Here is a 25,048-nt window from a genome sequence, read left to right as displayed (position 1 = left end):
CGGTGAGCATCAAAACACAACTACGCCGCCGTGCGGTGACGGACGATAGCCATTTGCCTGCCAGCCTGCACCCGCTGCTGCGCCGTTTATATGCGCTGCGCGGCGTTCAGGCCGAGCAGGAGTTGGAGCGCAGCGTCAAAGGTATGCTGCCCTGGCAGCAGTTGGATGGCATTGATGACGCTGTTGGCATTCTGCAGCAAGCGCTGGCTGATCATCGTCGCATCATGGTGGTAGGCGATTTCGATGCTGATGGTGCCACCAGTACCGCGCTGACAGTGCTGGCATTACGCAGTATGGGTGGCAGTGCGGTCGACTACCTGGTACCGAACCGTTTCGAAGATGGCTACGGCCTGAGCCCTGAAGTCGTGGAGCAGGCGGATGCACGTGGTGCGGAATTGATCTTGACCGTGGATAACGGCATCTCTTCTCATGCGGGCGTCGATGTGGCACACGCCAAGGGGATGCAGGTGCTGGTGACCGATCACCACCTGCCAGGGGAAACCCTGCCGGCGGCGGAAGCGATCGTCAACCCTAACCTACGTGGCTGCGCATTCCCGTCCAAGTCTTTGGCGGGGGTCGGTGTGGCTTTCTATTTGATGCTGGCACTGCGTGCACGGCTACGTGAAAGTGGCTGGTTTGAACAACGTGCACTGGCGATGCCGAATTTGGCAGAGCTGTTGGATCTGGTGGCGCTCGGTACGGTTGCTGACGTGGTACCGCTCGACGCAAACAACCGCATTTTGGTGTATCAGGGCCTGAACCGTATTCGCGCCGGCAAGTGTCGGCCTGGCATCCGGGCACTGTTGGAAGTGGCTAATCGCGACGCGCGTCAATTGGCGGCTAACGATCTCGGCTTTGCGCTGGGACCGCGCCTCAATGCTGCCGGACGATTGGATGATATGTCGATCGGTGTAGCGTTATTGCTGAGCGATGACATTGCGCAGGCACGTATGCTGGCCAATGATCTTGATGCGCTCAATCTGACGCGACGTGAGATTGAACAGGGTATGCAGGTTGAAGCGCTGCAACTGTGTGACGAGCTTGAACGCAGTAGCACCACGTTGCCGTATGGGTTGGCAATGTATCACCCTGAGTGGCATCAGGGGGTCGTGGGTATTCTGGCGTCGCGTATTAAAGAACGTTTCCACCGACCGGTGATCGCATTTGCGCCGGCGGGCGATGGCATACTGAAAGGCTCCGGGCGTTCGATAGCCGGTTTGCACATGCGTGATGCGCTGGAACGGCTGGATACGCTGAATCCGGGGTTGATGATGAAGTTTGGTGGCCATGCGATGGCCGCTGGCCTGTCGCTGGAAGAGGCAAAATTCGACGAGTTTCGCCAGCGCTTTGGCGAACTGGTGGGCGAATGGCTCGATCCGGCGATGCTGGAAGGGGTGCTCTGGTCTGACGGCGAATTGGCGCAGCAGGAACTCTCATTGGAAACGGCTGAACTGTTGCGGGAAGGCGGGCCCTGGGGACAAGCATTCCCTGAGCCGACGTTTGACGGAACATTCCGTATTTTACAGCAGCGGTTGGTGGGTGAGAAACACCTGAAGCTGATGGTGGAACCGCTCGGTGGCGGCCCGCTGTTGGACGGCATCGCTTTCAATGTAGATACCACTCTGTGGCCCGACAGCAGCGTGCGTGAAGTGGAACTGGCATACAAACTGGACGTTAACGAGTTCCGCGGTAACCGCAACGTGCAGTTACTGATCCAACACCTCTGGCCACGTTAATATACGGCGGTCCTAATCCGGGGTTTGCTCTGCCAAACCCCGGCATGTTTTCTTCCCCCACAAAAACTAACCAACTCGCTATAAACTGACGGCTGGATCCGCTAGAATTACCGGTTCTAATGGCATTTTGCCATCGACGCCATCAACGAAAAAGAACGCTAAAAACATGTTTGAAATTAACCCGGTAAAAAACCGAATTCAGGACCTGTCCGCGCGGACTGCCGTTCTTAGGGGGTATCTTTGACTATGATGCCAAGAAAGAACGCCTAGAAGAAGTCAACGCAGAGCTGGAACAGCCTGACGTTTGGAACGAACCTGAGCGCGCACAGGCGCTGGGTAAAGAGCGCGCTGCGCTCGAAGCCATCGTTGAAACCATTGACCAACTGGTACAGGGCGGCGAAGACGTCACTGGCCTATTGGAATTGGCGATTGAAGCCGACGATGAAGAAACCTTTAACGAAGCGGTCGTTGAGCTTGATCAACTGTCTGCCAAGCTGGAGCAATTAGAATTTCGTCGTATGTTCTCTGGTGAATACGACAGTGCTGATTGCTACCTTGATATCCAGGCCGGTTCCGGCGGTACAGAGGCACAGGACTGGGCGAGCATGTTGCTGCGCATGTACCTGCGCTGGGCCGAAGCCAAAGGCTTCAAGACCGAAGTCATTGAAGAGTCCGACGGCGATGTGGCTGGGCTGAAATCCGCCACCATCAAGATCATCGGCGACTACGCGTTTGGCTGGTTGCGTACTGAAACCGGCGTACATCGCCTGGTGCGCAAGAGCCCATTCGACTCCGGCGGTCGTCGTCATACTTCGTTCAGTTCGGTGTTTATCTACCCGGAAGTGGACGATGATATTGATATCGATATCAACCCGGCGGACCTGCGTATCGACGTTTACCGCGCCTCGGGTGCGGGTGGTCAGCACGTGAACAAAACTGAGTCGGCGGTGCGTATTACCCACTTACCGACCAACATCGTAGTGCAGTGCCAGAACGACCGTTCTCAGCATAAGAACAAGGATCAAGCGTTTAAACAGCTGCGAGCCAAGCTGTACGAGTTTGAGATGCAAAAGAAAAATGCTGATAAACAGATGATGGAAGACAACAAGTCCGATATCGGTTGGGGCAGCCAAATCCGCTCTTACGTGCTGGATGACTCCCGTATCAAGGATTTGCGCACTAACGTTGAAACGCGCAACACGCAGGCCGTATTAGATGGCGACCTGGATAAATTCATTGAGGCAAGTTTGAAAGCCGGGTTATAAGGAACAGAAATGTCTGAGCAACAACCACAAGGCGCCGATCAGGCGCTGGATCTCAATAACGAGTTGCAGTCACGCCGTGAGAAATTGGCCGCGCTGCGCGAGAACGGTATTGCGTTCCCGAATGATTTCCGTCGTGACACCACGTCCGACAAGCTGCACGCTGCATACGGCGATAAAGACAATGAAGAGCTGGAAGCGCTGGGTGTAGAAGTCACCGTTGCCGGCCGTATGATGACCCGCCGTATCATGGGTAAAGCGTCATTTGTTACGCTGCAGGACGTTGGCGGCCGTATTCAGCTGTACGTTGCGCGCGACGATCTGGCGGAAGGCGTTTATAACGAAGAATTCAAGAAGTGGGACCTGGGTGACATCCTGGGTGCACGCGGTAAGCTGTTCAAAACCAAGACCGGCGAATTGTCTATCCACTGTACCGAACTGCGTCTGCTGACTAAGGCTCTGCGCCCGTTGCCGGACAAGTTCCACGGTCTGGCGGATCAGGAAACCCGTTATCGTCAGCGCTACCTGGATTTGATCGCTAACGAAGAATCGCGCAAGACTTTTAAAGTGCGTTCTCAGATCATGGCGGCAATGCGTAACTTCATGGTAGAGCGCGGCTTCATGGAAGTCGAAACACCAATGATGCAGGTGATTCCGGGTGGGGCTTCCGCGCGTCCATTCGTGACTCACCACAATGCGCTGGACATTGATATGTACCTGCGTATTGCACCAGAGCTGTACCTGAAGCGTCTGGTCGTTGGTGGGTTCGAGCGTGTGTTCGAAATCAACCGTAACTTCCGTAACGAAGGCGTTTCTCCGCGTCATAACCCAGAGTTCACCATGATGGAACTCTATATGGCTTACGCGGATTACAAAGATCTGATTGAACTGACCGAGTCACTGTTCCGCACCCTGACCCAGAACGTACTGGGCAATACTCAGGTGCAGTACGGTGATGAAGTGTTCGATTTCGGCAAGCCGTTTGTGAAGCTGACCATGACCGAGGCGATCAAAAAGTATCGTCCTGAAACCGATCTGGCCGATCTGGCTGATATGGATAAAGCGGTTGCGATCGCTGAATCCATCGGTATCAAGATTGAGAAGAGCTGGGGTCTGGGCCGTGTAGTGACCGAGATCTTCGAAGAAGTGGCCGAAAGTCATCTGATTCAGCCGACCTTCATTACTGAATATCCGGCGGAAGTATCTCCACTGGCGCGCCGCAACGACGTTAACCCAGAGATCACTGACCGCTTCGAGTTCTTCATCGGTGGTCGCGAAATCGGTAACGGCTTCTCCGAGCTGAATGATGCAGAAGACCAGGCACAGCGCTTTGCTGACCAGGCTAATGCGAAAGACGCTGGCGATGACGAAGCGATGTTCTACGACGAAGACTACGTGACTGCACTGGAACACGGTCTGCCACCGACCGCAGGTCTGGGTATCGGTATCGACCGTATGGTCATGCTGTTCACCAACAGCCATACTATTCGTGATGTGATCCTGTTCCCGGCAATGCGCCCGCAGAAATAAGATCACATATCGAAGAAACTTCCAACCGCAGGAAGGCATAACCAACGCCCCTGTGGCTTGAAAGAGAAAGGGTATTCATATCAACCGGCACAGGTCACTGTGCCGGTTTTTTTTTGCCTGATGGGTGAGCAGAGAGGAAAGCGATAGCTAACTGCCTAAAACATCAGCAGTTACACGTTATCTCCGCTTGCCCAGCGGGGATAACCGGTTATAATGACAGCCGCACACCGATGCGGGTGTAGTTCAATGGTAGAACGGCAGCTTCCCAAGCTGCATACGAGGGTTCGATTCCCTTCACCCGCTCCAATCCAATCTGTTCCAAACCAAACCAAACCAAACCAAACCAAACCAAACCAAACCAAACCAAACCAAACCAAACCAAACCAAACCAAACCAAACCAAACCAAACCAAACCAAACCAAACCAAACCAAACCAAACCAAACCAAACCAAACCAAACCAATCTGTTCCTTAAGTACCTTTCGCTAACAAATCACAAGTCACGACGTATTTGAACGTGTATATGCCGACAACAGCATTGTGGGAAAGACCGTCCGTCTTGCAGTTTGGTATTTTTTCGCCTTCATACTGCTATGAAGGCGTTTTGGTTACTGGGATAGGTGACGTTTGCCTGGCAGGGGTTGGGGCGTTTACTCCTGAAGACATTCCCGCTGATTGGGCACAGAGACCAGCACGATGGTGTTAGCGATGCTGGAAAACAGCAGCAGGATAATCAGCATATTCACTGCGCTCACACCGAGCATCCCCATTATCCAGATATAACCGGCAGAGAACGCGATCTGGCAAATGGCAAGCACGGAACTTGCCAAGCCGGCATTTTGCTTAAACGGGTTCAAGGCTTGGCTCATCAGTATCCCGAACCCCATAGCAAAACCGACACCTATCATAGCGAACCCTACGAGGTTTAAATACGCATTTAGGCCCAGTGTTTGTGTGAGTGCAAATATAATTGCGCAGGATAAAAATAGAATCTGTGATAACAGGAGAACCGTTTTTTGCCCAAGTTTTGACAGGAGGTAGGGCGTTAAAAATGAAGTGATCATGCTAAAACTAGCCAGACCGGTCATCGATATTGAATACTGTCCCGTAGATAACCCCATTTGACTCATTAAGATGATTGGCGAGGTATTTACATAGGTCAATATTGCTGTGATAGACAAACAGGTAATGAATAAGCGGCTGATGAATAATGGTGAGAGTAAACTTTCATTGTCGCTTATTTCTCTATTTGGATGTGTCTCTTTATTATTATGGTACGTTTCATCAAGCCAGAATATACAAACTAAGCATGAAATTCCTGCGAAGATAGCCATGCCGGTGAAGAGGCTTGGCCATTCAAACTTCATTAATAGTAAATAGCCAAGAACTGGCGCAATAACAGGAACGATGCAGGTAATACCATTAATCACTGATAACACTTTTGAGCGTTTATCGTCATCCAGAGTATCCCTCAGAATGGCAAAGGTAACAACATAGCAGAAGCCGGCGCCGACACCTTGCCAGAACCGCGCAAAAAGAAATTGCTCGGCAGAAACAGTCAATGCGGCACCATATGAAGCACAAACAAAAATTAATGCACCTAATAATGCGATGGGCTTCCGGCCAAATCGGTCAGAGACAAGTCCTGCGATAATCATGGTCGACGCCATGCCGGCCAAATAAATAGAAAAAGCAGTATGAAGGTCTACGGCTGTGGCATTTAAGTCTTTGGCAATATCGGGTAAGCCAACAAGATATAAGTCCACTCCCAAGGGATAAATGAGTACTAACATAAAGCAACATGCGAGGTATTTGAACATACGAGCTTCCTGCAGAGTTCAGATCATAAAGTGATAAAAACGCCTAATTAACACAAACTACATGCTTAAAAATCATTCACATAGAAGCTTGCGAATACCTTATGTATCCGTCGGCACGAAGGCCGCCGGGGTTATCGATTGTCACATAAGATAATTTACTTAATTAATTTCAAAAATAGCCTTTTTCTTTGCGTATTAATGCTTAATGACGCTGAGCATGGTTCTAATTTATAGATAGATCAAGGTTTTTTTAAGTGATCATGAATATATATAACAAGCAAATAATTATTATTATCATAGTTTCAATATAAAATAAAAAAATAACTTTACATTAAGTTGCGTATTTGTATACTTTGTTCGGAATTTGTAACGTAATGTGATGAGTTGTTTGGTTTTTTACTGTCCGTTATTGAATGAAATCTTGTAATTACAACACGGATAGTGACTTTAATAAGTTGATAGGGAGCATTATCCCCCAGTGCATCTATTGTTCACACTAAGTACATGTTTTTAAAATTTTGACATGTGCACTTCAAGATACAGCTTTCATGCATCCTCAATCATGATGCGTCACCGCATGAAAAATTGAAATTAAATATAACGTGTCCTGGGTTTTTACAGCTTATATCAAATTATTCTTGATATGGAGCGTAATAGTAATATACGAAATTATTTTGTTATTAATTAACCTCAAAGGAGATAACGTGTGAGGCATTTATCACGGAATGTTAAGTTGTCATCACTAGGACTATCAATTGACTTATCTGACTTTAATCTTAAAGATATTATCACTAGAAATAAATTCACTCTTTACAATCAAGAGGTGAGCCCGTATATCGTTAAAAGTATCGCGGAAGAAAATATTCGCAAGCTGTTAGCCAACGATGTTGACGTTTACTCTGAGTTATCATGGTTCTCAGAAAGACAGAAATATGGTTATCTATTAATGAGGAATTGTTTTTCGACTGATAGATTGCCGCCAACGCCTTGCAATGATGAAGCACCTGATGCGAGTTTATGGATTGAACCAGCTTCAACGCTAATGGCTATGCTAGGTGTAACAGGACACACTGTTTCCTCTTATCTAAATGAGATGCAAGGCCGATTGGCACATATGGTCATGCCCGCCAAGAACAATGAAAAGTCATGGTCCCGCTCGACAAAATCCCTTTCTCCGCATACAGAAGTCGTTAATGGTCATTGGTCGGAAATGCTTCCTGATGACACAAGAAATCAAGTCATTGCACCAGAAGTTTTTGCTCTGGCATGTTTAAGAAACCCGATTCAGGCAGCGACAACAGTTTGGTCATTGGACGATATTTTGAATAATTTAAGTTATTCAACGATAGAGCAGCTGATGAAGCCAGAATATATTGCCAGCAGCCAATCCAGCTTTGATGTTGATTCAAAAATAGAAAATGTTAGTGTGATTGGTGATATCAATGGCCGACTAGTCATAAGATACAGCCACTCTAAACTGACAGGGATCAATGACGAAGCAAATGAAGCATTAGAAAAACTAAAAGCACACCTTTCCGATCCGAAATATATCAACAGAGTTGTTTTACAGCCTGGCGATGTTCTCATCATAAATAATAGGATTGCTTTGCATGGCAGAGATAATCTTTCAAGCTCTGCAAATTATGATGGCAACGATCGCTGGTTGATTAGAATGTATGGTTTTTCTCATAACTCTTGGAAGAAATTAAAACACCTTCCAGAAAAACAACATATTGTTTTGGCTTAATTAACAAGGATGATAAACATGTTTTCACCATTAGTAGGTAGCGACAGAGTTTTGGATGCAAATGGACAACCTATTCAATTTAGGAAGGGGCAGGGGTATCGGATAGAGGATAGTAACGGAAACCAGTATCTGGATTTCGTTTTGGGCATAGGGCCAGTTATTCTAGGCCACAGTCATCCAGAGTTTAATAAACGGTTGACTGATGCCTTAAGTTTGGGGCTGTCGTTCCCCGGTTTTGGAGAAGTGCACAGTCAGGTTTCTGATATATTTGAAGAAATATATTCCGGCTATAAAGTTGTTTCTCTATTCAAAACCAGCTCAGAGGCTGTTACAGCATCATTTAGATGTGCGATGATGCAAACCGAGCGTAAAAAGATCTTAAGATGTGGTTTTTTGGGGTGGCATGATGCTCAACTCTATATGTCACCGAGCTGGCATGAAATATTAGGCAGTGATAAAAGAAACGACTTGCGTTATTTGAACGGAATGCGAGGCGTTAGCGGTGAAGAAGCTGTGTTCAATTGGGTAAATGGTGACTTATCTGAGCTAGAAAGTCTTCTGCAAGAACATGGGAATGAAATTGCTATATTCGCATTAGACGTATATCAGCTGGCTTTCTTCTCAGAAGAGAAGATTAAGGCGGCGGTCGCCATGTGTAAGACCTATGGGGTGAAGCTACTTTTAGATGAAACTAAGACTGCAGGGAGGACTAACCCTGGCGGCTATCTGGCAAATAACACCTCTTTCGATCCTGACTATGTGGTTTTAGGCAAGGCCATCGGTAATGGTTTGCCGCTTGCTATCCTTATGGGTAAACCCGATATTCTTTCTGTGTACCGTGAAGCACGCATTGGCGGTACTCACACTAAAGAAATACTTTCCCCGCACGCAGCCATTGCGGTAGCAGAGATCATGGGCAATTGTGATGGTTACAACGTGGTTTCACAGGCAGGGAAGGCTATTGTAATGACGTTGAACTTAGCATTTAAAGAAGCCGGTGCTGATAAATATGTGAATGCTAAATCGCTTTTTGATAATGCCTTATTTGATTTAGTCTGTAGCCAAGAGATTGTCAATAATTACACGTTAAGAAGCCGCCTTAAGGCTGAGCTTTTGAAAAACGGTTTGTTGATTATGGAAGGGCACAACTCCTTCGTGAGCCTTGCTCATAGTGATCTAAATCATGATGAGTTGTTTGGATTAACTTATTCAGCGGCAAAAAGCTGGGTTGAAGCGATGTAGTTCATGAAATACATCATGCATATGGATGGTATCTGTCGTTGGATTTTTGGAACTTGTGCACAGAATCATATTTATGATTTAAAATATCTCCTGGTGATACGATTTAATATTTTAATTTTAAGATCTATTTTATAACGCAAAGTGAGTATGACGTCATGAAAAATGAAGTTTCCAGTTTGTTAGAAAATTATAAAACAAGCTATGAAAAAGAAGAAGAACATAAATGCAATATGTTGAATGTCCTTTATGAGCAAGACGGTGTTTTCTATGAGGAGTCAAAGCAAGGGCACTTCACAGCATCCGCGTGGGTACTGAACTATGATAAAACTAAAGTGCTTCTGACACTTCATGCGAAATTAAATAGATGGTTTCAACTTGGAGGCCACATTGAACCGACAGATGCGACGTTTTTAGATGCCTGCTTAAGAGAAGCACAAGAGGAAAGCGGTATCAAAAATATTAGTGCAGACAATTCTTTTGTGATTGATGTCGATATACATAAAATACCTGAAAATCCGAAAGCATCTGCACATCTCCATTATGATATAACAATGTGTTTTATCGTCGGTCAGAATGCCGAAATAAACATGTCTAAAGAATCAAAAAAATTGGAATGGATCCCAATCAATAAAGTTAAAGATATCACAGATGATCTTGCCGTTATACGCATGGCTGAGAAAACGCTGCAATTATTTTAATTGTTATCGTTATCGAGAGAATGGTTCTTCGTCGTGTCATGGATATACAGGTGTTAGGGAGACGATCGTGAGGCGTTTTAACGCCTCTACGGGAGGGGATCGTACATGTTTAGAACACCTTATCCAAGGAATGCACCATTGACTGGATCCCGGCTTGGCCATTTTCATAGGGATATCATAGGGGCATGCGGTACCTTTAACTGATTGATGTGACATACTCTGAGTTTTCAACAGATATGATGTTATAAAATCTATGGGGTATTTTTTATCTTGAAAATTTAGTGTAATTGATGCGGGTATTAACAATGAGCGAAATGGAATTAAGTAGTTTATTGCAGGAAGTTAAACAGATTGCGTTATCTTCCTTCGCTATCATAGAGGGCAGAAAAAATGAAGTAACGTTTTTTGAAAAAAAAGACTTAAGCATTGTTAGTGAAGCCGATATTGAAACTGAAAAATATATCAGGGATAGTTTACAGGCGCTGACGCCTGACATTCCTGTTTATGGCGAAGAGTTAGGTTGTGATATTGCTGATGATTGCCAATTATACTGGTTGATAGATCCCATTGATGGCACTACATGGTACAAATTAGGTATGCCAGTATACGGGTCCCTTATTGCTTTAATCCAAAACGGTGAGCCAATACTGGGTTCAATTGGTCTTCCAGCAATAAATACGTTGGTGTATGCAGGAAAGGACCTTGGCTGTTTTATACATTCTGGCAAAAATAATGGTAGGCAGCTGTTGAGTAAGCCTGTTCAAACAGCACCAATGTGTGTAGAGCAAGCGACCATAACCGCTTCAGGGATGCATGGTACCTCTACATGGATTGAAAATGGCGATACGCCGTGGAGTCTTATTTCTGTTCTCGAGAGAGCAAAGCTGTTTAAATTCTCTGCCGATTGTATTCAACACGTCTCAGTGTTAAATGGGGCGTCAGATGCGGCTATTGATACGATAATGAAACCTTGGGATAGCGCAGCTATCATTATCTGTGCCAGAGAGGCGGGGTTAACCGTTATGGATCTGAATGGCAATCAGCGTGGGATATTAAAAAGCGGTAATTTATTAACCGCCAAAAGCGAACATTTAGCCAAATCGCTGGTTAAATTATTAACGCCCTGATGATGAGCCACTCGGTTTATATTTGGTCAGCAGGTGCTGTGCAGTAAGTGCCCTGAGCCTTTATACGCATCCATCTCGTCGTAAAAGCCCCTGTTTCCAGGGGCTTGTGATGACAATACGTTGATTTTCTGGATTTAGGATATTCAGGTACTTATAACCCAGAAGTCTCTTTGTGTGCGATTCTCCGTTACCCTGCGCTAGCGAGCACTTCAAACAGCATGTCAATTTCTTGCTGAGTATTGTAATGCATCATCCCGACGCGCAGCACGCCGCCGCTGTCCTGCAGCCCCAACTGTTGAATTAAACCCAGAGCATAGAAGTGCCCGCTGCCGACGCAGATATTATGTTGGCCTAAGCGGCGAGCAACCTGTTCCGGGGCGTGTTCCTTGAAGGTTAACGCAAAGGTCGGCGTGCGGCGTTGGGTATCAGCGAAAGGTGAACCATAGAGTTGGATAGTGTCTATGTGTTGTAAGCGCTGCAAAAAATACCGGCACAAACTCTCTTCATGTTGGTGATAACCGGCAAAGCTTTCCTGTAAACGTTGCCTTAGTGGCGCGCCCGACGTGCCCCATTGTGCCAGGTAGTCAATGGCTGCCGTCACACCGGCGAGCCCTTCGAAGCTCTGTGTCCCCGTTTCAAAACGTCCAGGCCCGATGTCGGTAGCCGGCTCGACTTTATACGGTTGTAGGTGCTGCAACCACTGCGGTGCGATATAGGCCATGCCGATATGCGGGCCGAAGAATTTATAGGCGGAACAGACTAAAAAGTCACAGCCAAGCGCTTGCACATCGATCAGGTTATGCGGGGCGTAGTGCACTGCGTCGACATAAACCTGCGCGCCGACACGGTGGGCGGCTTCGGTGATGGTTTTAATGTCGGCGATGCTGCCGGTCACGTTGGACGCATAGCTGACCGCTACCAGCCTGGTCTTGGCGGTGATGCGTTCACACAGCCGGGCAGCGCTCAACGAACAATCCGCGCTCTCCAGCGGTATTTGATGCACGATGACCTGTTTGTCAGCGGCAGCCTGCTGCCAGCTAGAGACGTTGGCGTAGTGATCTAACGCAGTGACGATAATTTCATCACCGGCTTGCCAATTACGGCTAATGATGCGGCTGAGGTGAAACGTCAGCGAGGTCATGTTCATGCCAAAAACGATATTGTCAGGCGAGGGCGCATTTAAAAAAGCGCGTACTGATTCTCGCGCCTGGTTCATCACCTCGGTTGTCTTATGGCTGGAGAAATAGTGCCCGCCCAGATTGGCGTTATATTTCCCCAGATAATCCGTCATTTTTTCCAGCACGGTTTGCGAAACCTGGGAACCTCCCGGCCCATCGAAAAAGATCACGGGCTTATCATTATGACGCTGGGATAGCGCACTAAACTGGGCTCGGGCGAGTTCGGGCGTAAAGGTCATGCTTTTTCTCCCCGCGCTGTCAGGACAAAGAGATCAAGATATCCGTCTTCGTCCGGGACAATAGCGCTGATCGGCGTAGCGTTATGCCATAGTTTGCTGTCCGCCAGTAAAACGGCTTCGCCATCTGCCAGGACTTTTTTGAAGAACGGGGGCTGGTGACTATCGGCGTATAGCATGATTTCGCCGCCGACAATATTCTGCCTGTGGATAGCAATCATCGCGATATGATCAAAACCATCCTGATGAATACCTTCCGGCGCCACCTGCGTTTCCTTATGAATGGCAACAACACGCATCTGATGAATTTCAATCTCGGCACCTTCTGGTAGATCGTTGCTTTCTGCGAACAGATTGCACATTTCCTCCATCCCGGCGCTTTGCAGCACGGCACTGTCAATCGGCTCGAAGTGGCGTACAACGTTACCCTGGAAATGGTTGATCTCATCAGACTGAACGAAATTGCGTGGCCCAATCTCGCTCACCTGGCCATTGGCATGCTTGACTACGGAGTAGCGTCGTAAGCGGTACTTGCCGTCAGCGTGTTGTGTGTGGGGCAATGTGGAAAACGAAGGCATTAATTGTCGGGTGGCTTGATGGCTAAGCATAGTCATACTTATTACGTTTTCGTGTTTCTGCAACATAATCACCTCTAATATGAATAAATATTGTTTTTGTAGGGAGGTATTTCGATTGAATTGTAGTCGACACTATAGCTAGCGCAATTTTTAGGCGGTGCTGATCGTGGCCGTACTGTTGCAGCTGTAAACAGCGGTGAACACAAGATGGGTATAATCAGGGAAGAGTGGGGGCAGAGTGGCTTGCTCAGCTTCACAAAATGATAAATTTGAGACGGTCATATGATTGAGATACGCGAGATAGATCGTGAAAATGTTTTTGATGTCTGTGAGCTGACGTCGAATAAAGATGGTGTCGGTACGCTATTTGAGGCGTTTATTTGCTGCAATGCGATTTCCATTTCTGAGGCGGCTTATTTTCCTGAATGTCACCCCAGAGCGTTATACCGTGACGGGGAGTTAATCGGTTTTTTTCTGTACAAGCGCTGGGAGCACCAACTGGCCGAGGTTGAGATCTGTCGCTATATGCTCGACCACAAATTTATCGGTCAGGGGCTGGGGCGCGCTTCCTTCGAGGCAATGCTGAGCTACTTCAGAAAGAGTGGCGTAAAGCAGATAACGCTGATGATTGATGAGCACAACCGGGTTGCGAAAAAGATGTATCTCACTTTCGGGTTCACCTTTACCGGCAAAATAGACAAAGATGAACATTACTACAGCCTAAGCATCTAGCGCTCTGCCATCAGGTGTCCTCAAACCGCTCGTACGAGCCGCGGATGACGTCCGCAGTATCAATCAACCAAGTTAGTACCTACTGCCGGCGATACCGGCAGTGATACCAACGTTGCTCTCATAAGGTAGGGAATCGCGGTGTTATCCATCGGTTGAGCGACTGACATCTTCCCAGGCATCGATATCGGTATTCATCTGATGCAGTTTTTCTCTGACATACATAACGGCGTCGCTGCCAAGCAGTAATGATGCCGGTGGCGCAGGGCTATCGAGGAGTTGCAGAATGACTCTGGCGGCCTTAACCGGATTACCAGGTTGATAGCCACTGCGTTTCTCACGTGTCTCACGAATCGGCGCAAAACTCTGATCGTAATCACTGATGCTGCGTGGCGAGCGAACCATTGAACGCCCGGCCCAGTCCGTCCGGAAAGAGCCCGGTTGAATAGCGGTGACTGCAATATTAAAGGGTTTAAGCTCTTTGGTTAGGGTTTCGGATATACCTTGCAAGGCGAATTTACTGCCACAATAGTAGCTGATCCCCGGTAAGGTAATGAATCCACCCATTGAGGTGATATTGAGAATATGGCCGGCGCGACGTGCGCGGAAATAGGGCAGGAAAGCCTTAATGACGGCCACTGCACCAAACACGTTGACTTCAAATTGGTGGATGGCGTCACTCATGGGGGATTCTTCCATAATCCCTTCATGACCATAACCGGCATTATTTACCAGCACGTCAATGGCGCCAATCTCTTGTTCTACGGCATCAACCAGCGGCCCAACTGCGGTAAAATTTGTGACATCAAGAATACGACCGAAACAACGGCCTGGTGCCAAAGCGTCGAATTCATCCTTGTCTTGCTGATTGCGCAGTGTTCCCACCACGCGGTGACCCGCTTTCAGTGCCTCTTCTGCCAGCGCACGGCCAAATCCGCTGCTGACACCGGTGATAAAAAATAATTTTGATGTGTGCATGACATTATCCTCAGTAGGGGGGATAAGCAGCATAGGGCGGGCAGGACAAAATCCGTAGACATGATCCTCTGTGATGTTTGCCTATTCCTCTGAGTGCTCTGGACGGTCCCGACACTGAGTGTCACACTTAAATCACCCTCTGCATCTCTTTATAGGTGTGTATGACAATCTCTTCTTCTGTCGTTACCGACCAGATGGTCGAGCTCTTGGATAGGCTGACACCGCATGAAGGCTATAATCTCACGGCGTTGGCTGACGTGCGTTTTTTGCGTTCCAATCGTCCGTTGATGCGCACGCCAGTATTATATGAGCCGGGGATCGTCATTGTCGTGCAGGGAAGAAAGCGCGGTTTTTTGGGAAATGATGTCTATTTATATGATGCGCAACATTATCTGATGGTCTCAATTCCGGTGCCGTTTACGATGGAAACGGATGCCAGCGCTTTAGAGCCTATGCTGGCAATTTATATGCGATTGGACTTCACTGTCGCAGCTGATCTGCTGTTGCACCTTGCCGATCGTGGGCAGAGTGCCAGTGTACCGCCACGCAGTATGGTGTCGAGTCCGATGGATGATGCCATGAGCCATTCAGTTTTACGTTTCTTGCAGATAATGGCTTCACCGCTGGATGCGGAAATATTAGGGCAGGCAATGGTGCGGGAAATCTATTACCGTGTTCTGACGGGCGTACAGGGACAGACGCTACGCAGTGCACTGACCTTGCAGGGGCAATTTGGGAAAGTGGCAAAAGCGTTGCGCAAGTTGCATGCGGAGTATGACTCGTATCTGGATGTGAATGCATTGGCGAAAGAGGCGGGCATGAGCCTGGCCACGTTTCATAGTCACTTTAAAACCATTACGGAAACGTCGCCCATGCAGTACCTTAAATCCACGCGACTGCATCAGGCCAGATTGCTGATGCTGCGCAATAACCTCACCGCTTCAGCGGCAAGTGCACGGGTTGGGTATGAAAGTGTTTCGCAATTCAATCGTGAATTTAAACGTTTGTTCGGGCTAACGCCGATCAGTGAAGTGGCGCGAATGAAACAGAATTTTTCATTGCCTGCGCCGGTTACGCCTTCTGATTTTATTTCTTCCCACTGATCAGCTTCTGAGTATCCGCCATGCTTATTTTCGCTAACATCTTATCTATGACGTTATGGTCGGACATCGCTTTGTACGGTGAGTGTATAACGTTCACGATATTGCGATCAGAATACCGATGATGCTGATTATCACGACCCAAAACCATTTAGAGGTTTTTTCCGGTTTCCACTCCTCACCATACTCAACCTGATAACCGGGTTTACGATCCTTATTATTCATCCTATTCCTTGGGATCCTACATCCATAAACACTTCGCATTTATTTTAAGATAATTCTTAACGTGATTGAATCGAATCTGCTTTTTTGGGTAAAAATCCTAATGGTGGGTGACGATAAAATGGTCTAGTCGAGGGTAGATGTCGACATAAGGCTGCGATAATTATCGTTGCATTATCAATGTAGTGCTTTTTGTCTCAATAGATTGAAAACCTTTTTCTCCATGTTCGTTCACACTGAGTGATCGCACCTGTTAAATTAATGCTGTCTATTTTTTAAATTATTGTGTGTAAAATACATGCCTGGTGTCATTTTTATTATTTATTCAATCACCGACGTTACGCTGCATTAATACTTTTATCGGGCCTGATGCTGATGTGTTTTTACAGAGTGGTATAGGTTTTTGCATCCGTTCTTTCACATGGTAAACATAATGATAACTTTATTAAAACAATCTGGTTTCCACCTGATTTTGTTGGGCTTTTTTAATTATAAAAACTAACTATCTGTGATCCTAATCCCTCAATGAAAATGAAAAGAAGTGAATTATTAATCATCTTAACAATAAAAATGAGGTTCACATGTTATTTACGATTCAACTTATTGTCATACTGATCTGCCTCTTTTACGGAGCCAGAAAGGGTGGGATTGCACTGGGGTTACTCGGCGGTATTGGATTAATCATACTGGTTTTCTTTTTTCATTTGCCCCCAGGGAAACCACCGGTTGATGTGATGCTGGTTATCATCGCTGTGGTGGCTGCGTCAGCGACGCTACAAGCATCAGGGGGACTTGATGTGATGTTGCAAATTGCAGAGCGTTTACTGCGACGTAACCCTAAGTATGTCTCCATTGTTGCGCCGTTTGTTACCTGCATTTTGACCATTCTCTGTGGTACAGGACACGTGGTATACACGATATTGCCCATCATCTATGACGTGGCAATCAAAAACAACATTCGCCCGGAAAGGCCGATGGCTGCCAGTTCTATTGGTGCGCAGATGGGGATTATTGCCAGCCCGGTGTCAGTGGCCGTTGTATCGCTGGTTGCCATGTTGGGCAATTTTACCTTTAATGGTAAACATCTGGAGTTCCTTGATCTGTTGGCGATTACGATACCATCTACCCTGTGCGGCATTCTTGCTATTGGTATCTTCAGTTGGTTCCGGGGTAAAGATCTGGATAAAGATGAGAAATTCCAGAGCTTCATTTCTGATCCGGAAAACTACAAATACGTATACGGTGATACAGCAACCTTATTGGATAAAAAACTCCCGACCAGTAACTGGGTGGCGATGTGGATTTTCTTGGCTACCATCGTTATTGTCGCGCTATTAGGTGCTTTCTCTGAACTGCGTCCATTAATTAATGGAAAACCACTCTCTATGGTGTTGGTTATCCAGATGTTTATGTTGTGTTCAGGTGCAGTAATCATTATTGCTACTAAAACAAACCCCGCGACTATCTCTAAAAACGAGGTTTTCCGTTCAGGGATGATTGCCATAGTGGCTGTTTATGGTATCGCCTGGATGGCAGAAACAATGTTTGGCGCCCATTTGAAAGAAATTGAGTCGGTGCTGGGCACCATCGTCAAAGAATATCCTTGGGCCTATGCCATCGTTTTACTTATCGTTTCCAAGTTTGTTAATTCGCAGGCTGCTGCACTTGCTGCGATTGTTCCTGTAGCACTGGCCATCGGTGTTGATCCTGCTTACATCGTTGCTTCTGCACCGGCTTGTTATGGTTACTACATTTTACCGACCTACCCAAGCGATCTGGCCGCCATTCAGTTCGACCGTTCGGGAACGACAAATATCGGACGGTTTGTGATTAACCACAGTTTCATCATGGTAGGCCTCATCGGGGTGTCTGTATCGTGCGTAATGGGGTGGGTCTTGGCTGCTGCATACGGGTTCCTATAACGGATCTGTCGCAGCGATTGGTTATGTGGGGAGAACCTCACGGTCGATGAGATCGTGGGGTGAGGGCACGGGGTGTTCTCTGCTCAGGGTACGGCCTTCATCGCCATGTGATTGGTGTATCGATATAAAAGATAAAAGCCCTGACAATTGCTGCCAGGGCTTTTATGGTACTATTGACTTCAAATTTAACATTAATAAACTTACTAATTTCTTACTGCTAAGGTTCTATCGTTAAATGTACACGTTTAACACAGATAATATTGGGTTAACTCAATCCTCCCTCTATTTACCAGTTTAGATTCTCGGCCAATCTCAATACTCGAAGATTTGGCATATTAAACAAGTACATCTCCCCTCGCGATATAGACTCTTTGATGCGTGGCCTCACTTCCGTTGCGATCCTGTTGCACTAACTTGAAAAATGATCGCAAACAAATAACAATTAAAACATGGCCTTACATCATCGCGTTTTGGTTCACACCCTGCGATTGTAGATACTGACTACGTGGCCTTAAAGCGTCATAAAATGAGAGTATTGTTTTCTCTACATTAATGGCCCATACAAAAATCACTTCGTGGCCTTTATCGCAAAAATAACTTTATCAACTTAACTTTAATACTTTCACTATTAACAGCAAGCTATTGTTTCGCTGCTGATGATTACTAATCTACTTGTTTTCGAATGGGTGTCAATACTGTTTTTAATAACATGTTTTTAATGACATGTCTTTATTAACAGTATCTATAGTAATCATCAGTTAAGCGTCGCTGAGTGCATATTTTTTATCAATAGTATCTGTTCCGATGGTATTTATTATGCTGGTTTTCTGTGCGGAAGGGGGCAGTCGTAGGGGCGTTTTTCTGTTTCCTTAGTGAGGCAAAATGATGACGGTGGAAGTGAGAGGGCCATTGGGGAGCGATATGTTTCGAAGACGTAAGCTGTTGGTGCCTGAGGCAGCCCATTGCAGGTGCAATGGGCTGTTTCACCACATCAGGGCTTGGTGATAAACCGCGCCAGCCGTTGATGCAACTGGTTGTTATCTTTACGTAAATGTTCGATCTCTTCCAACAGTGTCAGCGTAACCGCAATACCGGGCCAGTCGAGCGCCAGCTCGCGATGCAATTGCTCTGCACGATGGAAAGTGATCAGTGCGCGATCGTCGAAGATCCACTCTTCAGTTGTGAGATCACGCGGTTGAATCATGCCTAACCCCACGATTTCCGTGAGTTCTTCTTGTGAAACGCCGGTATGCAGGCAAAACTCGGTAATGGTGAAAGTTACTTTTACGTTAGCCATTTTGCTTACTCCACTCTTTACGTGGATCAAAGGTCTTCTGCGCCTCTGCCAGCTGTTGCCACAGTGCAGCGCTTTTCTCGTCCGGTTTTGGTGGCATCATGACTTTGATCACTGCGTATAAATCCCCGGTTTCTTTTTTTCCGACCAGGCCTTTTCCCTTGATGCGTAAACGCTGTCCGGTTTGGCTCCCGGCAGGGATGGTCAACAGAATACTGTCTTTCAGGGTCGGTACGGGGACCTTGGCACCTAACGCCGCTTCCCAAGGCGTTACTGGCAGAACGATCTCAAGGTTGTGGCCGACAATGTCGAACAGCGGATGGGGAGCAATGCGGATAATCAGGTAGAGATCACCGTTAGCGCCGCCGTCAGTGCCTGGCGCACCCTGGCCCTTCAGGCGAATACGCTCACCATCGCCAACGCCGGCGGGGATTTTCACATTAAGGGTTTTAGGAATTTCCTGCTCTACCATGCCGAAAGCGTTATACACCGGTAGGCTATAGCGAATAGTACGGGTTTGCTCCGCTTGTGTTTCTTCCAGGAAGATGGCGACTTCCATTTCAATATCTTGGCCGCGCATGCCTTGGCGCCTTTGGCGATGTTGCTGAGCACGTGCATGTTCACCGAACATAGAGGAAAAGATATCGGAAAAATCTTCAGCACTATGGGCATTGCCATGACTATGTTGTGTCTGGCGGCCAAAGTTGGGGTCGTTACGGTGTTGCAGAAGTTGATCGTATTCAGCGCGTCGTTCGTCGTCTTTCAGAACTTCATAGGCTTCGGCGACCTGTTTGAATTGTTCTTCGGCATCTGATTCGGTGCTGACGTCGGGGTGATACTTTCGCGCCAGCCGGCGATAGGCGGTTTTGATTGCCTTAAGATCGTCTGACGGCTTAACCCCTAAAATGGCATAGTAGTCCTTGAATTCCATAGCGTTATCATCTCACTTCAATTTTTCGTCAGGGGAAATCGTTGAGCCTACATTGGGTGAAACTTTACTTATAGTAGGGCAGTTGGCTGCCGAAGTACCGGCCTAATTGTGTGGCCTGGCAGCCAAATGTCAGAGAAAGCGGAGCGGGGTAGCTCCGCTGATAGGTCATGCGCGTTTCAGCTGACGGGCAACCTGGAATAAGCTGAACGAGCTGAACAGCATTTCGATACCAACGATGGTGGTCACCAGCACCACGGATGTCATTGGGTCAGCGCTGAACAACAGCCAGGCAATGGCCAGATCCAAAATACCAATCACAAATTGCAACCAGCTTCCTGGAACATCGCGCAGTTTATATCCGGCGACCAGGCGTACAATCCCTCCCAGTGCAAACAAGACCGCGAGATAAACCGCCATGGCGAAAATGCCGACTGCAGGGTTGGTGATAAATACATAGCCGATAATAAGGTAAGCCACCCCGAGCAGAATACCGCCGATCATTGGCCAGGTATTTTGCACTCGGTTGGCAATCATACCGAAAATAAGCGCGACGCCGCTCAGTAGCAAGAAAATGCCCACGACCATGCTGATTGCCGCGCCGGAGGCAAAGGGGCTGAACAGACAGAAAAGACCGCCCAATAGCAACAATATTGAGATGATTAACAGCGGGGTGCGTTGTTTCTTTAAGCTCTGTTCGTCGATAATCAACGAATGACGATGGCCCATATTTAGCATGATATAACTCCCTTGTTTTGAATGTCCTGTACAGTTTCACTGACTATTATAGTGGAACACTCCACTTTGGGGATGATGCTTCGATGCGGCGTATTTTTTGTCGGTATCCAAAAGAGCTGTGCAGGTGGATTACATAAGGTTTTTCATGGCAGACGTGCCAGAATAGATAAAAGCCAATGCGGCTATGTTGACTGAGATAATAGATACCCAATGATAGACCGCTCCCGCTTACTGAAATTTTTGCTGCCTTATCTCTGGCCCAAAGATAACCCTAAGTTACGTTACTACTTGGTTATCGCCTTTATTTTCATGGTGATATCTAAGGTAAGTACGACGTTAGTGCCGCTGGCGTACAAAGCTATGATCGACGCTTTGAGCGGTGAAACAGCCAAAATGCTGGCGATACCCATTGGTTTGATCCTGGCTTATGGCGTTGCGCGCGTCGGTGCGGCGTTATTTGAAGAACTGCGCAACGTGATGTTTGTGCACGTCAGCCAGAATGCTACCCGGTTGTTAGGGCTGCGTGTGTTTAGGCAATTACATGCGCTGAGCCTACGCTTCCATCTGGAGCGCCAGACTGGTGGGTTATCTTTATCGATTGAGCGTGGTACTCAGGCCGTTGCGACGGTACTTTCACGGCTGTTATTTTCTATTTTCCCCATCCTGTTCGAAATCACCTTGGTGTCGGTGATTATGTGGCATCTGTTAAACGGCTGGTTTGCTCTGGCAATTTTAGCAACGGTCGGCTGCTATATTCTGTTCACCGTGATGGCGGTCAGTTGGCGTACTCGCTTTAGACGCGAACTCAACCAAGCCAATGCTGACGCCAATACCAAATCTATCGACAGCCTGTTGAATTATGAGACGGTTAAATACTTCGGTAACGAAGACTTTGAGGCTGACCGTTTCAACATGTCACGCCGCTTGTATGAATATGCCGCGATTAAGAACCAGTTCAGTTTTACCGCCCTCAACCTCGGGCAAACCGCCATTATCTCTATCGGGTTGATCGTGATGATGGCGATGGCAGCGCAGGGCATCGTACAGGGGCGGATGACGGTCGGTGACTTTGTGTTGGTGAATGCCTATCTATTACAACTCTACCAGCCGCTCAATTTCTTCGGCTTTATTTATGCTGAAGTCAGGCAGGCGTTGATCGACATGGAAAACATGTTCGATTTGCTACAGGAAGAGCAGGAAATTGTCGATAAGCCAGATGCGGTGACGCTGCAATTGAAAGCCGGTGAAGTGTGCTTTGATTCGGTCAGTTTTGGCTATGATGCGCGCCGACCCATCCTGAAAAATGTCAGCTTTACCATTCCGGCGGGCAACACGGTAGCCGTCGTGGGAGCCTCGGGTGCCGGCAAGTCTACGCTGTCCCGGTTACTGTTTCGCTTCTATGATGTGAACAGCGGGACTATCTCGATTGACGGTCAGGATATCCGCAGTTTGAAGCAGGCCAGCCTACGTGGGGCGATTGGTATCGTGCCGCAGGACACTGTGCTATTCAACGATACTCTGGGCTACAACATCGGGTATGGTAAAACGGGCTCAAGCCAGGAAGAGATCGAACGGGCAGCCAGGTTAGCGCATATTCACGACTTTATCGTCAGTCTGCCTGACGGGTATGAAACCCGCGTGGGCGAGCGTGGGCTTAAGCTGTCGGGTGGTGAAAAGCAGCGGGTGGCGATTGCACGCACTATCCTGAAAAACCCGGCGATTCTGGTGTTTGATGAGGCAACCAGTGCACTGGATACCCAGACCGAACGCGAAATTCAGTCGCACTTGCGCGAGGTGAGCCGTGATCATACGACGTTGGTTATTGCGCACCGCCTGTCAACGGTCGTCGATGCTGATGAAATTATCGTGTTAGAGGCGGGGGAAATCGTGGAGCGTGGGCGCCATGAGACCTTGCTGGCCAGCAATGGCCGCTATGCTGCCATGTGGCAAAACCAATATAACGACGAACAGCCGTCCTGACGATACACATCCCCAGGCGGTCCCGCCTGGGGAGTCACGCAGTTAAAGATCGCCGGTCAGGTACTGTGCCACGCCGTTACCGAAACTCCAGTCACCTTTACCGTTAGTGATAATCGACACCATCAAATCACTGCCTTCAATCCCGCAGCTTTCCTGTAGCTCACGGCTGAGTTCAGCATAAAATTGCTGTTTCTGTTCTTCAGGCCGCGGGCTGGTAATCACCCGGACGACCACCAGATTGCGAGTGCGGATCAGATCAAGGCCAGTGTCTTCTATCACCATATGGTGGGCTTTGTTTTCATGAACAATCTGGTAGCGATCACGCTGCGGCACCTTAAAGGCGCTGAGTACTGCACGATGGGCTGCGTCGAGCAGCGTTTTCAGTTCGGCTTCGTTGCGACCCTCGATAACGTCAAAGATAAGTAATGGCATTTTCATAATCCTGTCAGTGAGTTAATGATTTCATGGATGTGCAGGGCAGCGTTTTGTCATCGCCTTTTAGGTTCTATCTTAGCCATGCTCCCGTGTGGGAAGAAGCGCTATACTTGAATTCATTGTTTATATAAATGAACAGTCATGATGAAAAATCCCAGAATAGATACCTTGTGGACCCATTTGCACTGGCTCACCGTGTTGGCTGAACAGGGGAGCTTTACACGTGCGGCAGAGCGGCTGGATGTCAGCAAAGCCGCAATGAGCCAAAAAATTAAAGAGATCGAAACGTTAGCCGGGGTGCCATTGGTACAGCGCACCACGCGCAGTGTCAGACTGACCGAGGCGGGATTGAGGTTGGTAGAGGAGTTGCGTCAGCCTTTTGCGCAAATAAAGCAGAGTTTCTCTGGTATTTGTGATTCAGGTGGGCCGCTGCGTGGCACTGTACGCGTGACAGCGCCCGTGGCATTTTCTCGCCAGCAACTGGTACCGCGTATTACCGGTTTTCTACGCGCGAATCCGGAGGTGCGGGTGCAGCTTGAGGTTTCTGATCGGCTGGTGTCATTAACCACCGAAGGGTTTGATTTGGCTATCCGCCACAGTGATAACCTGCCCGAAACACATGTCGCCTGGCGGCTTTGCCAGACTGAAACACTGGCGGTGGCGTCGGCAGACTATGTGAAACGTCATGGGATGCCGCTATCGCCGAGCGATCTGCAAGAACATCAATGCCTTTACTACCCTCGTCAGGGGGAACAGCCCGGCTGGAGTTTTGTCACCAAACATGTGCAACAAGGCAACGGGGAAAAGGTTCACGTGCCTGTCAGTGGCCCGTTTGCGACCAATAACAGTGAATCGATAAGGGATGCGGCTACTGAAGGCTTGGGGATTGCCTTGCTGCCTGACTTCAGTGCACAGCAGGCGCTTGCAGACGGAAGGTTGATCGAAGTACTGCCGGATTGGCGGCCGGTCGATTCCTTTGCTGACAGTCTTTATGTCGTAAGGCCCTATGCGCCCCAGGTTTCGCGCGTGGTGACGGAGTTCAGTCACTATTTGCGTGGTGTTTTTGCCGACGGCTTTTCCTGAGTTGATAATCTAACCACGATTTGCGGTTTTGCGGGTGGTTGAATATTTATAGGGCGCGATAAACCGTCCCGATCGTTATTCAAAGCAGGGTGGTCTGGTGTATTGCTGTGATTCACATCACGCTACACGTATTTTTACGATTCAGTCGCGTTAATGTAATTGTCAGAGAGTGACTTCCCCAATGGAGTTAATAAGTAACGTTATTTCTGGATAAATGGCATAAATTCAATGGATAAAAATGCTTCAAAATATCGATATGTTAAATACAATAATAAATAAATCTAACATGTGAAACGTTAATATATTTATGAAAATGACAAATTAAAGCAATTTGATGGCGTAAAGAGTACCTGGCGAAAGAAGTTAATATATAAATAACAGCGCAGTAAAATAAGCAGTGTTAATAATAACCCACCTGTAATGTACCCGATGTCAAGATTTCCTGGTGACCGCTACGGCCCAGTTGACAGCCTGTTCGCTTACGAT

21 protein-coding genes and 1 tRNA gene are annotated in these 25,048 nt (G+C 47.6%); 13 read left to right on the top strand and 9 right to left on the bottom strand.

Annotation, left to right across the window (positions count from 1 at the left end; genetic code table 11):
- The first annotated feature begins 2 nt into the window (after positions 1-2).
- The 4 genes from recJ to SGBXF1_RS19755 all read left to right on the top strand — a co-directional run bounded on the left by recJ (position 3) and on the right by SGBXF1_RS19755 (position 4,834).
- Positions 3-1,736: a single-stranded-DNA-specific exonuclease RecJ gene (gene recJ, locus SGBXF1_RS19770; protein WP_186427417.1), complete on the top strand. Its 1,734-nt coding sequence runs from the start codon at positions 3-5 to the stop codon at positions 1,734-1,736.
- Positions 1,737-1,902: 166 nt separating this feature from the next.
- A protein-coding gene (gene prfB, locus SGBXF1_RS19765; RefSeq protein ID WP_115185178.1) for a peptide chain release factor 2 occupies positions 1,903-3,001 on the top strand; the annotation gives its coding sequence in 2 pieces (ribosomal slippage) (positions 1,903-1,977 and positions 1,979-3,001; 1,098 coding nt in all).
- Between the two features lie 9 nt (positions 3,002-3,010).
- Positions 3,011-4,528 carry a lysine--tRNA ligase gene (gene lysS, locus SGBXF1_RS19760; RefSeq protein WP_061808420.1) on the top strand — a complete coding sequence of 506 codons (1,518 nt, stop codon included), beginning with the start codon at positions 3,011-3,013 and terminating at the stop codon, positions 4,526-4,528.
- Between the two features lie 232 nt (positions 4,529-4,760).
- Positions 4,761-4,834 (top strand) — tRNA-Gly (locus tag SGBXF1_RS19755).
- 343 nt (positions 4,835-5,177) lie between these two features.
- Here the strand turns inward: SGBXF1_RS19755 and SGBXF1_RS19750 are convergent.
- Positions 5,178-6,347 (bottom strand): MFS transporter, encoded by a 1,170-nt coding sequence (locus SGBXF1_RS19750; protein WP_186427416.1) that lies wholly within the window; start codon positions 6,345-6,347, stop codon positions 5,178-5,180.
- A gap of 733 nt (positions 6,348-7,080) precedes the next feature.
- Between SGBXF1_RS19750 and SGBXF1_RS19745 the strand changes: the two genes are divergently transcribed.
- From SGBXF1_RS19745 to SGBXF1_RS19730, 4 genes are all read left to right on the top strand, one after another.
- Positions 7,081-8,094: a TauD/TfdA family dioxygenase gene (locus tag SGBXF1_RS19745; RefSeq protein ID WP_186427415.1), complete on the top strand. Its 1,014-nt coding sequence runs from the start codon at positions 7,081-7,083 to the stop codon at positions 8,092-8,094.
- Between the two features lie 18 nt (positions 8,095-8,112).
- Positions 8,113-9,336: an aminotransferase class III-fold pyridoxal phosphate-dependent enzyme gene (locus SGBXF1_RS19740; RefSeq protein ID WP_186427414.1), complete on the top strand. Its 1,224-nt coding sequence runs from the start codon at positions 8,113-8,115 to the stop codon at positions 9,334-9,336.
- 155 nt (positions 9,337-9,491) lie between these two features.
- On the top strand, positions 9,492-10,034 hold the full coding sequence (locus tag SGBXF1_RS19735; protein WP_186427413.1) for an NUDIX hydrolase: 543 nt from the start codon (positions 9,492-9,494) through the stop codon (positions 10,032-10,034).
- A gap of 305 nt (positions 10,035-10,339) precedes the next feature.
- Positions 10,340-11,161, top strand: a complete 822-nt coding sequence (locus tag SGBXF1_RS19730) for an inositol monophosphatase family protein (RefSeq protein WP_165392875.1) — start codon at positions 10,340-10,342, stop codon at positions 11,159-11,161.
- Positions 11,162-11,348: 187 nt separating this feature from the next.
- On the opposite strand, the gene SGBXF1_RS19725 is transcribed toward SGBXF1_RS19730, so the two are convergent.
- On the bottom strand, positions 11,349-12,578 hold the full coding sequence (locus tag SGBXF1_RS19725; protein ID WP_186427412.1) for a cysteine desulfurase-like protein: 1,230 nt from the start codon (positions 12,576-12,578) through the stop codon (positions 11,349-11,351).
- Positions 12,575-13,153: a 2OG-Fe dioxygenase family protein gene (locus tag SGBXF1_RS19720; RefSeq protein WP_152555876.1), complete on the bottom strand. Its 579-nt coding sequence runs from the start codon at positions 13,151-13,153 to the stop codon at positions 12,575-12,577. The genes SGBXF1_RS19725 and SGBXF1_RS19720 overlap by 4 nt, the downstream gene beginning before the upstream one ends.
- Before the next feature lie 282 nt (positions 13,154-13,435).
- Between SGBXF1_RS19720 and SGBXF1_RS19715 the strand changes: the two genes are divergently transcribed.
- Positions 13,436-13,885 (top strand): GNAT family N-acetyltransferase, encoded by a 450-nt coding sequence (locus SGBXF1_RS19715; protein WP_061808424.1) that lies wholly within the window; start codon positions 13,436-13,438, stop codon positions 13,883-13,885.
- A gap of 141 nt (positions 13,886-14,026) precedes the next feature.
- Here SGBXF1_RS19715 and SGBXF1_RS19710 read toward each other — a convergent pair whose 3' ends face one another.
- On the bottom strand, positions 14,027-14,860 hold the full coding sequence (locus SGBXF1_RS19710) for an oxidoreductase (RefSeq protein ID WP_061808425.1): 834 nt from the start codon (positions 14,858-14,860) through the stop codon (positions 14,027-14,029).
- A gap of 161 nt (positions 14,861-15,021) precedes the next feature.
- On the opposite strand from SGBXF1_RS19710, the gene SGBXF1_RS19705 reads away from it, so the two are divergent.
- Positions 15,022-15,963, top strand: a complete 942-nt coding sequence (locus tag SGBXF1_RS19705; protein ID WP_186427411.1) for an AraC family transcriptional regulator — start codon at positions 15,022-15,024, stop codon at positions 15,961-15,963.
- Positions 15,964-16,056: 93 nt separating this feature from the next.
- Here SGBXF1_RS19705 and SGBXF1_RS23975 read toward each other — a convergent pair whose 3' ends face one another.
- Positions 16,057-16,185 (bottom strand): hypothetical protein, encoded by a 129-nt coding sequence (locus tag SGBXF1_RS23975; protein ID WP_255212243.1) that lies wholly within the window; start codon positions 16,183-16,185, stop codon positions 16,057-16,059.
- 578 nt (positions 16,186-16,763) lie between these two features.
- Here SGBXF1_RS23975 and SGBXF1_RS19700 point away from each other — a divergent pair.
- Positions 16,764-18,104, top strand: a complete 1,341-nt coding sequence (locus SGBXF1_RS19700) for an anaerobic C4-dicarboxylate transporter (RefSeq protein ID WP_186427410.1) — start codon at positions 16,764-16,766, stop codon at positions 18,102-18,104.
- Positions 18,105-19,095: 991 nt separating this feature from the next.
- Here the strand turns inward: SGBXF1_RS19700 and cbpM are convergent.
- From cbpM to SGBXF1_RS19685, 3 genes are all read right to left on the bottom strand, one after another.
- Complete coding sequence (gene cbpM, locus SGBXF1_RS19695) at positions 19,096-19,401, bottom strand: chaperone modulator CbpM (protein WP_186427409.1); 306 nt, start codon at positions 19,399-19,401, stop codon at positions 19,096-19,098.
- Positions 19,394-20,329: a curved DNA-binding protein gene (cbpA, locus tag SGBXF1_RS19690; RefSeq protein WP_037418338.1), complete on the bottom strand. Its 936-nt coding sequence runs from the start codon at positions 20,327-20,329 to the stop codon at positions 19,394-19,396. The genes cbpM and cbpA overlap by 8 nt, the downstream gene beginning before the upstream one ends.
- Positions 20,330-20,494: 165 nt before the next feature.
- A complete protein-coding gene (locus SGBXF1_RS19685; RefSeq protein WP_037418340.1) occupies positions 20,495-21,064 on the bottom strand; it encodes an HdeD family acid-resistance protein in 570 nt (189 codons plus the stop codon).
- A 213-nt stretch (positions 21,065-21,277) separates the two neighbouring features.
- Here SGBXF1_RS19685 and SGBXF1_RS19680 point away from each other — a divergent pair, with 213 nt between their 5' ends.
- Positions 21,278-23,044 (top strand): ABCB family ABC transporter ATP-binding protein/permease, encoded by a 1,767-nt coding sequence (locus SGBXF1_RS19680; protein WP_186428541.1) that lies wholly within the window; start codon positions 21,278-21,280, stop codon positions 23,042-23,044.
- Between the two features lie 42 nt (positions 23,045-23,086).
- On the opposite strand, the gene SGBXF1_RS19675 is transcribed toward SGBXF1_RS19680, so the two are convergent.
- On the bottom strand, positions 23,087-23,476 hold the full coding sequence (locus tag SGBXF1_RS19675) for a tautomerase family protein (RefSeq protein WP_037418342.1): 390 nt from the start codon (positions 23,474-23,476) through the stop codon (positions 23,087-23,089).
- A 147-nt stretch (positions 23,477-23,623) separates the two neighbouring features.
- Here SGBXF1_RS19675 and SGBXF1_RS19670 point away from each other — a divergent pair, with 147 nt between their 5' ends.
- Positions 23,624-24,562 carry a LysR family transcriptional regulator gene (locus SGBXF1_RS19670; protein WP_186428540.1) on the top strand — a complete coding sequence of 313 codons (939 nt, stop codon included), beginning with the start codon at positions 23,624-23,626 and terminating at the stop codon, positions 24,560-24,562.
- Positions 24,563-25,048 lie beyond the last annotated feature (486 nt).

This window comes from Serratia grimesii (assembly GCF_900186025.1).
In the GTDB taxonomy this organism is placed as follows: Bacteria; Pseudomonadota; Gammaproteobacteria; order Enterobacterales; family Enterobacteriaceae; genus Serratia; species Serratia grimesii.
Note: the sequence above shows the minus strand (reverse complement) of the source record. Positions and strands in the feature narration are given on the sequence as shown.